Consider the following 12,002-nt stretch of genomic DNA (forward strand, 5'->3'; position numbering starts at 1 on the left):
GTGCGCCGAACCTCATCCGATTAAAGCATGAGCCGCATTAATGCCGAGGGGCGCGGGCCGCTCGCAGTCGGTTTCGATCTCGACTGAGCGCCGCTCCTCGCCCGCCTGCAGGATCGCAGTCATCACCTCGACCACGTGCAGCGCGTAGGCGTCGTTGCAACGATGCGGCCGCCTTTCGACGATGGCCTGCGCCATGTCCGCCAGACCAGCGCTGCGGTAGTCGGCGACCATGCCCTCGGGGATCTCGCGGTTAGGCGGCCCCAGCGGGTGGTCCCAGGCGGGCAACTCGGCGGCCTCGTCGCGCTTGGTGATCCGCACCTCACCGTCGAAGAAGTTCGGGTCGGGGATGTGGATCGTGCCTTCGCTGCCGTAAAGCGCCATCGGCGCGATGTCCGACTGCCAGACGTCCCAGCTTGCCATCAGGGTCACCACCGCGCCGGAGTGGAACTCCAATAGCGCGTGGATCGTGGTCGGCGTTTCGACCGGCACGGTTTCACCCAGCCGCGGCCCGTTGCCGATGGTGCGGGTTTTCGAGGGCGTCGAGGTGAGCGCCGAGACGCGAGCGACCGGGCCGATGAGCTGCACCAGGTTGGCGATGTAGTAGGGGCCGAGGTCGAGGATTGGACCGCCGCCCTTCAGGAAGAAGAAGTCGGGGTTCGGATGCCAGCTCTCCATGCCGGGGCTCATCACCGCGCAGGTGCCCGAGGTGACCCGCCCCACCGCGCCATCGTCGATCAACTTGCGCGCCAGCTGGTGCGAGGCGCCCAGCACCGTGTCGGGAGCCGAGCCGATGCGCAGGCCTTTCTCGGCGGCGAGCTTCGCCAGCGCCTGCCCTTCCTCCACGGTCAGGACGTAGGGCTTTTCTGAATAGACGTGCTTGCCCGCCTCGAGCGCGCGGGAAGAAATCTCGAAATGCGCGGCCGGGATGGTGAGGTTGAGGACGAGGTCGACCTCCGGGTGCGCGAGCAGCGCGTCGACGCTCATCGCCTCGACGCCGAATTCCTCGCCGCGCGCCTGCGCGGTCGCGGGGTTGATGTCGGCCACGGCGCGGAAGCTGACGGCGCCGAAGTTCTTGGCGCGCGCGAGATACGAGGTGGAGATGTTGCCGCAGCCGATCAGGCCGATGCGAAGCGGGTTGGTCATGGGGCTAGTCCTCACTGCACTTTGCAAGACGTGGTCCGCACCGGAACCTCGGCCCTAAACCTGTCTACCGATTGAATTTCTGACGTCGCGCGGCGAAGAGCGCGGTCAGTCCCAGGTTGGGCACCACGGACCGTCGACAAGCCGGCGGTTCTCGTCCAGCGCCCGGATCGCATCGAGGTCCGCCGCTGACAGCTGAATGTCCTTGGCAGCAAAGTTCGATGCGATGCGCTCGGGCGAGGCGGAGGACGGAATGACCACGTGTCTCTCGGCCAACAGGAAGGCCAAGGCGATCTGTGCCGGAGTCGCGCGCTTTTCCTCTGCAATGCGCTGCAACACCTCATCATCGGCGACGGCACCGCGCGCGAGGGGGGAATAGGCTGTCAGGGGAATCCCGAGGGTGCGGCAATGCTCCACGATCGGCGCATTTCGCAAATAGGGATGCAGCTCGACCTGATTGGTCGTGATTGCCCGATCGCCAAGAAGTGCGCGGGCGCGGTCGATATGACGGACCGTGAAGTTTGAAACGCCGATATGCCGTGTCAGCTTAGTGTCGTAGACCTCGGCGAACTGCCCGATGTAATCCTCGATGGCGTATCCGTCGTTGATCGAAGGGTAGTGCAGCAGCAGGAGATCGACCTGATCGACCCGCAGCTTTTCGAGCGAGCGCTCCACGGCAGGACGAATACAGCCAGGTCCGAAGCTTTCCGGGGCAACCTTGGTGGTCAGGAAGATATCGTCGCGCGCAACGCCGCTCTCGGCGATCGCTTGGCCTACGAATTCCTCATTGTCGTACCCCTCGGCCGTGTCGATGTGTCGGTAGCCAGTCTCGAGCGCGCAGAGGACGCCCTTTCGGGCCTCGTCTCCATGACGATTCCAGGTGCCAAAGCCGATCTGTGGAATGGGGCCGATGTGGGGGATGCTCGTCATGGGGTATCCTTGGTGTGAATGGCGGGTATGGGCGTGTGCGGCCATGTGCCCGGCACGATCGCTTCGGAGCTTTCGCGCAGGATCAATTCGGGATCGACGAGTGTAGCGCGTGGCGCCGGCAGGCTGTCCTCGGCCCCCGACAGCTCGATTAGCCGGTCCACAGCGAGCCGCGAGATCCTGTCGACGTCGAAGGCGACGGAGGTGATCGGGGTCCGGGCGTATTCGGCGAACTCGATGTTGTCGAAGCCGACGATCGCGATGTCCTCGGGCACTCGGATGCCCTTTTGAGCGCAATAACGCATCGCGCCGAGCGCCATGGAATCCGTCGTCGCGAATATGGCGCTCGGGGCGGCGCCGCTTTCGATCATCGCCTGCGCACCCCAATAGCCGGCCTTAGCGGAATGGCCACGGCTGTCGACCACCAGCCTGGGATCCAAGGTCAGGCCGCGCTCGGCAAGCGCCTGCTCATATCCTGCGAGCTTTTCGCGGTTGCCCAAGCCGGCACCGCCATCGATGAACCCCACGCGGCGATGTCCCGCGGCCAGAAGATAGCGCGTCGCCTTGAGCGCACCGGCCTGCTCGTTCATCGCCACCACGTCGAGACGCGCCTCGGGATCACCCACCAGAAGCACCAGCGGCATGCCCTTATCGCGCAAGGCACGCAGGTGATCGAGCCGGTGATGTTGGCAGGGAAAGACCAGCAGACCATCGACCCGCCTGCGGCGCAGGAAGTCGATGACACGCTGTTCCTCGTCGAGGCGGTTGTTCGACGTGGCGAAAAGCGTCGCGTAGTTGCGCGAGCTGAGCTCGGTCTCGATCGACTGCGCCACGGAGGTCAGGATCGGGTTGCTCAGATCTGTCAGGACGAGACCGACGGAGCGGGTCTGTTGGCTCACCAGCGATTGCGCCACTATATTGGGGACGTAGTTCAACCGTTCGGCGATCTCGCGAACGCGTTTTTGCGTATCTTCTGAGATCCTCGAGCTGCCACGCAAGGCCAGAGATACGGTGTTGACCGAAAAGCCCGAAGCTTCCGCGATGTCTTTGAGGCGTGCCCCGTTCTGAGCCATCCAGCTGCTCCCAAGATATGAGTTAACGATAATATAGACGTCGAAAGCTGCTGGCAATGCGGAGCTTGGCCAAAGGTCAGACCGGATCCCACTCGGGCCCCCAGTCGGGGTCGATCGAGCGCGGCTTTTGCGGCATCGCGTCGAGGCGGGAGATCTGCTCTGCACTTAGCCGAAGATTTTTCGCTAGGAAGTTCTCAGCGATCCGAGAGGGCTTCGATGAGGTCGGTATCACGGCATATCCCTTGCCTAGCGCCCAAGCCAGAGCCACCTGCGCCTCGGTCGCCCCAACTTCCTGCGCGATGCTCTTGAGGTCGGCCGCACCTGTCACGGCCCCATGAGCAATCGGCTGGTAACAGGTGACCAAGATCCCACAAGAGCGGCAGAATTCAACTAGATTCCTGTTTTGAAACATTACATTGCACTCGATCTGGTTTGTCAGGATCTGGTCCGGCCCGATGATCTCTTCCGCTTGCTCAAGATAGGCGATGGGAAAGTTCGACACGCCGATGTGCCTAGTCAGCCCCGCCTCACGGGCCTCCACGAGCTGTGGCAGGTAGTCCGACAAGGGTCGCTCGTCATTCGGCGCGGGCCAATGGATCAGCGCCAGATCCACGCGGTCCATGCCCATCCGCGCACAGCTTTGCGCCAGCGAAGAGACCAGCCGACCCGGCGCAAGATGCTCCGCCGCGATCTTCGTCGTCAGGAAAACTGAGTCTCGCGCCACCCCTGATTCGCGCAGCGCCGCCCCCGTTTCGGTCTCGGTGCCATAAGTCTGGGCCGTGTCGAGATGACGGTATCCCATCTCCAATGCCATGCGGATCAGCTCGATCCCATCTCGGCCCGTCCGGCCGTAAGTCCCGAAACCGATCATTGGAATATCCAATCCTGTCATAGCCTTGTCCTTCTTCATATGCGCCTCTCTGCCATGGCTCGTCCGGAAAACCCGCGCTTGTAACACGCCGCTGCCGCAACGGCATTGACAGACGGCATCACCTAATATTAACGTTAATACATCGACTGGCAAGCGAGCCTGTCAGGACACATCGGCGCGACGCCCGGGCAGAGGAGGCCCGCCGTCACGGCGAGGGAGGACATGATGACAATCCGATGGAGCCGGGCCACGCCGCAGCTGGCGCTCGCCCCTGCGGCAACGCTAACACTCGTCGCCTTCGCGGGATCGATCCTGTGGACGGTCTACGTATCGCTCACCCGCAGCCGGCGATTGCCGGATTATGCGATCGACTGGAGCGATCCGTTTCGCCAGTACCGCCGCCTCTTCGGTGACGCGGCATGGACCATCTCGCTGTCGAACCTCTTTATCCTGGCGCTCGGCAGCGCCATCGCCATTGGCTTCGGCTTTCTTCTCGCCGCGATGATCGAGCGCGAGCGGCGCGGCGAGGATCTCTTTCGCACCGTCTTTCTCTATCCCCTCGCGGTCTCGCTGATCGTGACCGGCGTCGCCTGGCGCTGGATCTTCAACCCGCAGCTCGGCCTTCAAGGTGCGCTGCACGCGATCGGCCTGACCTGGGTCGACTTCGACTGGCTCTCGAACGGCGACACCGCGATGTACGCGATCATCATCGCTTCGATCTGGCAGAGCTCGGGCTTCTACATGGCGCTGATGCTGGCTGGACTCAAAGGCATCTCCGACGAGATCTGGAACGCCGCGCGTCTCGACGGTGTGCCGCTCTGGCGGGTCTATGTCGAGGTCATCATCCCGATGATGAAGTTCACCTTCCTGACCTGCGCCATCCTGCTCTCCCTCGGCGTGATCAAGGCCTATGACATCGTCGTCGCCATGACCAACGGGGGGCCGGGGCAATCGACCTGGGTGCCGGCCTACTTCACGATCAACGCCATGACGAACAGGGGAAATCTCGGCTATGCCTCGGCTGCTGCCACGATGATGCTGGTGCTGACCCTGATGGTCTTCCTGCCGCTCGTCCTGGTCACCGCCTGGCAGCAGCGCCGCGCTCGCAAGGGAGCCGCCCAATGACTGATCTCACCGCCAGCCGCCCCGCCGCCGCGATCGGCAAGCCCTCCACCACGATCCCGCGGCCCAGAAGCCGCAGGCGGCTCAAAGGCAGCACGATCACCATCCTCGCCTTCCTTACCATGGCCGCCGCCTTCTTCTGCGTCCCGCTCTACGTGCTGATCGTCACCTCGTTCAAATCCATGGAGCAGATCCGCGAGGGTGCGATCTTCGCCCTGCCCGCAATCTGGACGCTGGAGGCTTGGAATTTCGCCTGGAACGAGGCCTGCTCCGGCATCACCTGCGAGGGTCTGAAGGTCGGCTTCTGGAACTCGATCCGAATCCTGATGCCTTCGCTGATCGCCTCCATCTCGATCTCGGCGGTGACCGGTTACGCGCTCGCCATGTGGGACGTGAAATGGGCGAACGGCTTTCTCTTCGCGCTGTTCATGGCCGCCTTTGTGCCGTTTCAGATCATCATGTATCCGCTGATCGTCCTGACCGTGAAGATGGGCATCTTTGGCACGCTATGGGCCGTGGCACTGATCCACACCATCCTGACCCTGCCGATCCTGACCCTGATTTTCCGCAATTTCTACAAGGACATGCCGCGCGAGCTGATCCACGCCGCGGTGATCGACTCGGGCAGCTTCTGGCGGATCTTCGTGGAGATCATCCTGCCGATGTCGGGCAACATCCTGATCGTCGTGCTGATCATGCAGATCACCCACATCTGGAACGACTACCTCGTCGGCGTCACCTTCGGTGGTCTCAACTCGCAGCCGATGACAGTGAACCTCGCCAACATGGTCACCGTGTCGACCGGCACCGTTTCGTACAACGTCAACATGGCCGCGGCGCTGCTCACGGCGATCCCGCCGCTCGTCATCTACTTCATCCTGGGCAAGTTCTTCGTTCAGGGCATCGCCGCCGGCGCCATCAAGGGATAGGAGGAACGACCTGATGCCCAATGTATCGTTCGAACAGATCGTCAAGAGCTATGGCGAGGTCACGGTCCTCGAAGGGCTCAACCTAAAGATCGAGGACGGAGACTTCCTCGTCCTTCTCGGACCCTCGGGCTGCGGCAAGTCCACGCTGCTGAACCTGATGGCCGGTCTCGGAGAGGTCACCTCCGGGCGGATCATGATCGGGGAGCGCGACGTCACCGATCTCGACCCCAAGGATCGCGGCCTTGCCATGGTCTTCCAGTCCTATGCGCTCTACCCGACCAAGACCGTGCGCGGAAACCTGAAGTTCGGCCTCGCGGCCACGAAGCTGCCGCGCGATGAGGTCGAGAACCGGATCCGCTGGGTCAGCGAGCTTTTGCAGCTCGATGCGCTGATGGACCGCCGCCCGGCCCAGCTTTCGGGCGGCCAGCGCCAGCGCGTCGCCATCGGCCGGGCCTTGGTCAAACACGCCGACGTGCTACTCTTCGACGAGCCGCTGTCGAACCTCGACGCCAAGCTGCGCACCGAGATGCGCATGGAGATCAAGAAGCTGCACGACCGGCTCAACCCGACGGTCGTCTATGTCACGCACGACCAGATCGAGGCGATGACCATGGCGACGAAGATCGCCGTGATGAACGGCGGCGAGATCCAGCAGTTCGGCACCCCGGACGAGGTCTACGAGAGGCCCGAAACGCTGTTCGTCGCGGGCTTCATCGGGGCCCCGCAGATGAACCTGCTGCCCGCCGTGCTGCGCATGGGAGAAGGCATGCCGACGGCGGTGTTCACGGGCGGCACCCGTGTCGACCTGTTGGGCTATGCCTTCGACCGGGCGCCCCAGGACGGGATGGAGATCATCCTCGGGCTGCGGCCCGAGCACTTCAGCGCACCCGACGCGCCTCTGCCGCACGCCGCCTGCACGCTCGACCTGCCGGTGTGCGGGATCGAGCGAACCGGCTCCGACACGGTCGTGACGCTCGACTTCGAGGGGCACGCCATCGCCGCGCGCGCCGAGCCCGACCAGGCCGCGGGGCTGCGCTCCGGCGCTCGTGCCCGGCTCAGCTACCCGCGCGGCAAGCTCAACGTCTTCGACGCCCGGACCGGGCGACGGATTTGAACGACAATCAAGGGAGGAACTGAGAATGAACCTGTTGAAAGCAAGCGTGGCCGGGCTCGGCCTGATGACGGCCCTCGCCCCCGCGGCCCGCGCGGAGGAACTGGTGATCTTCCAGAAATGGTCGTCGCCCGCCGAAGTGCGCGCTCTGCGCGTTCTGCAAGACGCGGCCACTGAGCGCGGCATCGAGTGGATCGACATCACAATCCCGCACGACACCGGCTCCAACGTGAGCCTGCTCAACCTCGTCACCGGGGGCCAACCGCCGAATATCTTCTCGGAGAAGAACCCGGCCGTGTACCGCGACCTTTCCGAAATGGGACTCGGGCGCTCGCTCAGCGCCGAGTTCGAGGTGGCGGGGGTAATGCCGCACTTGCCTGAAGCCGTGCGCCGATCAATTACTGTGGATGGCGAGATCCGTTCTTTCCCGCTCGGGCTGCATATCGACGGCATGCTGTTCTACAACACTGAAGTGGCCGAACGGATCGGCATCGACCCGAACGGCTGGTCCACGCTCGACGAGATGTATGCCGATTTTCCCAAGATCGAGGCGGCGGGTGTCGTGCCGCTGGCCCTTGGGGCGCAGGCTTGGCAGGTGGGCTATCTGACCCATTCGCTGGTGGCGAGCCTGGGCGGCGCGGATCTGTTCAACCGCATCTATGGGCCCGAGCCGGAGCTTGCCGCGCTCGACGACCCCGCCTTCGCCGCCACTTTCGATTGGCTGCGCAAGTTCCAGCAGGCCGCCGACAACGGCTCGTCCAACCGCGACTGGAACATGACTACCAACATGGTGATCAATGGCGATGCGCTCATGCAGATCCATGGTGACTGGATGAAGGGCGAATGGCGCGCGGCAGGCAAGGTCGCGGGCGAGGATTTCGGCTGCATCAAGATCCCCGGCGCCGAGGCGCTGCCGGTGACGGTCGACGGCTGGGGCGTGCTCGGCGGCCAGAGTGAGGCCAAGGACGCCGCGGAGATCGAGTTCGCGCTCATGGCGGTCGACCCCGCGATCAATGCGGAGTTCGCCTATGAGAAGGGCGCGACGCCGATCCGCACCGACGTGCCGACCGACAGGCTCGACATCTGCTCGATCAAGACGCTTGAGATGCTCGAAGATCCCGCGGCCCAGGTCCAGAATCCGCATTCCATGACCGATGCCGACTGGCAGAGCGCCATCTGGGAAACCGCGTTCAACTTCTGGTCCGACCCGTCGATGACCACCGAAGAGGCGATTACCGAACTCAGAGACAGCTTTGACGTGATCCTCTACTGATCACGTCCCTCCCCGGGGGCGGCACCCCATGGCTGCCCCCACCCAAAACCCACCCCGACATTCCAAAGGAGTCCTCCCATGGACAACCGCTTGCTCGAGCGTGACGAGGTCATGCAGATCTGCTTCGTTACCGAAGACGCCGAAAAATCCGCGCGCTGGTTCTCTGACCTGACCGGCAAACCGCTTCCCCCGGAAGGCCGCGCCGCCGATCCCGACGAGGCGCAAGCGGTCTATGACGGCAAGCCCGCGCGCGTCGGATGCACCATCCGCATGTTCGAGTTCGGTAACATCGATGTCGAATTCCTGCAGCCCGGCCCCGAGAAGAGCGCGTGGCGCGACCTGCTCGAGGAAAAGGGCCCCGGTTGCCATCACATCGCCTTTCGCACGCGCAACCTGACCAATCGGCACGCCTATCTCGAAGACAAGGGCCACCGGCTGCTGCAACGCGGCGAGTTCGACGGCGGGCATGGCCGCTACGCTTATTACGACACCGTTCCCCAAATGGGCGTGATGCTCGAACTGTTGGAGTTTGACAGCGACAAGGAGGCGCAGGGCTGAGACCCCGCGACACCCGCATGACCTATCCGATCTCCTTCCAGCTCTATTCCAGCCGCGAGTCTTGGCCGCTCCCGCCGCAGCTGCCCAAGCTCAAGGCCATGGGCTACGACGCGGTCGAGCCTTGGCTTCCGGCCTATGAGAACGACCCCGAGGGCCTGCGCCGCATGCTCGATGCGGCGGGGCTTGCCTGCTTTGGCTTTCACATGCCGCTTTCGGGACTGCGCGATGAACCCGGCCGCTACGTGGAAATCGCGCAGATCCTAGGCGCGACCTACCTGATCCCGCCCTTCGTTCCGGAGGCCGAGCGCAAGGACAGCGCCGGGTTCTGGATGGGGATCGGCGAGACGCTGGCCGCCGGCGCCGAGCATGCCGCGCGCCATGGGTTGCGAGTGGCCTGGCACAACCACGATTTTGAATACCGCCCCTTGCCCGACGGCTCGCGCCCGATCGAGCATATCTTGGGCCAGAGCGAGGCAGTGGGCTTCGAGATCGACTGCGGCTGGATCGCACGCGCCGGTGCCGATCCCGCCGAGGAGCTGGTTCGGTATGCGGAGCGGATCGTGGCGATCCAGCCCAAGGATCTGCGCCGCCCCGGCGACACCGTCGAAGGTGGCTGGGCCGCGACCGGGGATGGCACCATCGATTGGGCTGCACTGGCGCCGCTGTTTCGCAAGACGGCCGCGCATCATATCGTCACCGAGCACGACGCGCCGGCGGATTGGGAGCGCTTTGCACAACGCTCCATCGACACGCTGCGGGGCCTCGGCCTCTGATGCGCATCACAGATCTCCGCTGTGTCCTGCTGGGGCAAAGCCCGGTGGTCCGGATCGTCACCGACGCCGGGATCGACGGCTTTGCCCAAGCCGAGACATGGAAGCCCTTTCTCGTCCCCAACATCCTCGCGCTGCGGGAGATGTTGCTAGGCGAGGATCCGACCGACGTGGCCCGCTGCATGAGCCGGATCCGGCATCGGGGCGGCTTCAAGCCCTGGGGCGCGACGGTGAGCACGGTGGAGATCGCCTTGTGGGACATCGCCGGCAAGGCCGCGGGCCTGCCGGTCCACAAGCTGCTGGGCGGCAAGCTGCGCGACCGGGTCCGGGTCTACAACGGCGCGCGCCGCACGCCGCTGACCCGTTTCACGCCCGAAGATTACGCCGCGGATTGCCGAGCGATGAGAGCCTGCGGCGAGGGGTTCACCATCGTCAAGCAGCCGATCGGCTTTCACAGCGCCATGCACCGCGACCAGCCGGGATTCTATTACGGCGACCCCATGCCCCTGCCCCGTCATGGCACCCATGATCGCGGCCTGCTGACCGAGCGCGGGCTCACCCACATGGTCGACTGCGTGGTCGCGATGAAGGAGGCGCTTGGCGACGAGGTCGGGCTTGCGCTCGATTGCGGGCCGGGCTGGACCGTGCCGGACGCAATCCGGTTTGCCCGCGCGGTGGAGCCGATGAACCTGCTGTGGCTCGAGGATCTGCTCACGGGCGACTATTCCCCGAGCGTCGACGCCGATCACTACCGAGAGGTCACGACCCGGACCACGACGCCGATCCACACCGGCGAGCAGATCTACCTGCGCCAGAACTTCCGCCCGCTGATCGAAAGCAAGGCGGTCAACGTGATCGGCCCTGATCCGGGCGACGTGGGCGGTCTGGCCGAGCTGAAGTGGATCGCCGAGCATGCCGATCTGCACGGGCTCCTGATCGCGCCGCACGGCACCGCCAACGGGCTTCTGGGCCTCGCCGCCCTCGTCCAGGTCTGCGCGACGCTTCCAGGCAATTTTATCGCGTTCGAATACCCGATCGGCGATCCGGACTGGTGGTACGACATCGTCGACGGACTGCCCGAGCGGATCGTCGTGGACGGCCATGTCGAGGTCGGAAACCGACCCGGCCTTGGCGTGGATCTGATTCCCGAAAAGGCGATCCGCCATCTCTCACCAAAGGACGACGGCTTCTTTGACTGAAGCCCAAGGAAGGAACATGCCATGCAAAGCGAAATCGCGATCTTTGACATCGACACCTGCGAGGATCGGACGGTTCTCGTGCCCGACCGCCACATCGAGGCCCCGAACTGGACCCCTGACGGCACGGCGCTGATCGTCAACGGCGGCGGCGCGCTGTTCCGGGTGGCGCTCGATGCGCCGGAGCTTGCGCGCATCGACACCGGCTTTGCCGAACGCATCAACAACGACCACGGCATTTCGCCCGACGGCACCCTTCTCGCGATCAGCGATCAGACCGAGACGGGCGACAGCGCGATCTACCTTCTGCCCATTGAGGGCGGCACGCCGCGCCGCATCACCGCGCGCACCCCCTCATACTGGCATGGCTGGTCGCCTGACGGCTCCACGCTGGCCTATACCGCGCAGCGCGGATCGGGCTACCAGATCCACACCTGCTCGGTCGAAGACGGCGCGGAGACGGCCGTCACCGCCGGTTTCGACCATTGCGACGGCCCGGATTACACGCCGGACGGAGAGTGGATCTGGTTCAACGGCGAGCGCGACGGCGCCGTGCAGCTCTGGCGGGTCCGGCCGGATGGCGGGTCGTTGGAGCGGATGACTGACGAGGAGACGGTGAACTGGTTCCCCCATCCCTCGCCCGACGGACGCCATGTCCTCTATCTCGCCTATGCGCCCGGAACCGAAGGGCATCCCGCCGAGCGGCACGTCGCGCTGCGGCTCATGCCGGCGCAGGGCGGGCTGAGCCGCAAGCTGCTCGATCTCTTCGGGGGTCAGGGGACGATCAACGTCCCCTGCTGGGCGCCCGACAGCAAGCGCTTCGCCTTCGTCCGCTACCAATCCTGAGACGAGCCCCGGCCGAGACGGAAAAGTTCTCCGTGATCAGCCGGCTCACGCATGATCCGACAAATGATTGACGTAAGTCATATCACTTCATAACGTGAAGTTAGAGAGCCCCCTGAGGGCGCGGCGGCATTCGGTGCTTTGGCTTTCGCGAAGGCCGAGACCGGCGGCCCGCTTCATCGGGGGAAG

12 protein-coding genes are annotated in these 12,002 nt (G+C 64.4%); 8 read left to right on the plus strand and 4 right to left on the minus strand.

Annotated features, from left to right (window positions below; all coding sequences use genetic code 11):
* Positions 1-12 precede the first annotated feature (12 nt).
* The 4 genes from ACRAQ3_RS11970 to ACRAQ3_RS11985 all read right to left on the minus strand — a co-directional run bounded on the left by ACRAQ3_RS11970 (position 13) and on the right by ACRAQ3_RS11985 (position 4,050).
* Positions 13-1,143, minus strand: a complete 1,131-nt coding sequence (locus ACRAQ3_RS11970) for a Gfo/Idh/MocA family protein (protein WP_432254766.1) — start codon at positions 1,141-1,143, stop codon at positions 13-15.
* Positions 1,144-1,248: 105 nt separating this feature from the next.
* A complete protein-coding gene (locus ACRAQ3_RS11975) occupies positions 1,249-2,070 on the minus strand; it encodes an aldo/keto reductase (RefSeq protein ID WP_432254767.1) in 822 nt (273 codons plus the stop codon).
* Complete coding sequence (locus ACRAQ3_RS11980; RefSeq protein WP_432254768.1) at positions 2,067-3,140, minus strand: LacI family DNA-binding transcriptional regulator; 1,074 nt, start codon at positions 3,138-3,140, stop codon at positions 2,067-2,069. The genes ACRAQ3_RS11975 and ACRAQ3_RS11980 overlap by 4 nt, the downstream gene beginning before the upstream one ends.
* Positions 3,141-3,216: 76 nt before the next feature.
* Entirely contained in the window at positions 3,217-4,050 is an 834-nt protein-coding gene (locus ACRAQ3_RS11985; protein WP_432254769.1) for an aldo/keto reductase, read from the minus strand.
* 186 nt (positions 4,051-4,236) lie between these two features.
* Here ACRAQ3_RS11985 and ACRAQ3_RS11990 point away from each other — a divergent pair, with 186 nt between their 5' ends.
* From ACRAQ3_RS11990 to ACRAQ3_RS12025, 8 genes are all read left to right on the plus strand, one after another.
* Positions 4,237-5,136 carry a carbohydrate ABC transporter permease gene (locus ACRAQ3_RS11990; protein WP_432254770.1) on the plus strand — a complete coding sequence of 300 codons (900 nt, stop codon included), beginning with the start codon at positions 4,237-4,239 and terminating at the stop codon, positions 5,134-5,136.
* On the plus strand, positions 5,133-6,062 hold the full coding sequence (locus ACRAQ3_RS11995) for a carbohydrate ABC transporter permease (RefSeq protein ID WP_432254771.1): 930 nt from the start codon (positions 5,133-5,135) through the stop codon (positions 6,060-6,062). Before ACRAQ3_RS11990 ends, ACRAQ3_RS11995 begins: the two co-directional genes overlap by 4 nt.
* A gap of 13 nt (positions 6,063-6,075) precedes the next feature.
* Positions 6,076-7,176 carry an ABC transporter ATP-binding protein gene (locus tag ACRAQ3_RS12000; protein ID WP_432254772.1) on the plus strand — a complete coding sequence of 367 codons (1,101 nt, stop codon included), beginning with the start codon at positions 6,076-6,078 and terminating at the stop codon, positions 7,174-7,176.
* A gap of 25 nt (positions 7,177-7,201) precedes the next feature.
* Positions 7,202-8,446 (plus strand): ABC transporter substrate-binding protein, encoded by a 1,245-nt coding sequence (locus ACRAQ3_RS12005; RefSeq protein WP_432254773.1) that lies wholly within the window; start codon positions 7,202-7,204, stop codon positions 8,444-8,446.
* Positions 8,447-8,524: 78 nt separating this feature from the next.
* Entirely contained in the window at positions 8,525-9,004 is a 480-nt protein-coding gene (locus ACRAQ3_RS12010) for a VOC family protein (protein ID WP_432254774.1), read from the plus strand.
* Positions 9,005-9,021: 17 nt separating this feature from the next.
* On the plus strand, positions 9,022-9,777 hold the full coding sequence (locus ACRAQ3_RS12015; protein WP_432254775.1) for a sugar phosphate isomerase/epimerase family protein: 756 nt from the start codon (positions 9,022-9,024) through the stop codon (positions 9,775-9,777).
* Positions 9,777-10,973 carry a mandelate racemase/muconate lactonizing enzyme family protein gene (locus ACRAQ3_RS12020; RefSeq protein WP_432254776.1) on the plus strand — a complete coding sequence of 399 codons (1,197 nt, stop codon included), beginning with the start codon at positions 9,777-9,779 and terminating at the stop codon, positions 10,971-10,973. The genes ACRAQ3_RS12015 and ACRAQ3_RS12020 overlap by 1 nt, the downstream gene beginning before the upstream one ends.
* Before the next feature lie 21 nt (positions 10,974-10,994).
* Positions 10,995-11,816 (plus strand): TolB family protein, encoded by an 822-nt coding sequence (locus ACRAQ3_RS12025; RefSeq protein ID WP_432254777.1) that lies wholly within the window; start codon positions 10,995-10,997, stop codon positions 11,814-11,816.
* The last annotated feature ends 186 nt before the right edge of the window (positions 11,817-12,002 follow it).

Source organism: Limimaricola sp. AA108-03, assembly GCF_050847355.1.
GTDB lineage: Bacteria > Pseudomonadota > Alphaproteobacteria > Rhodobacterales > Rhodobacteraceae > Limimaricola.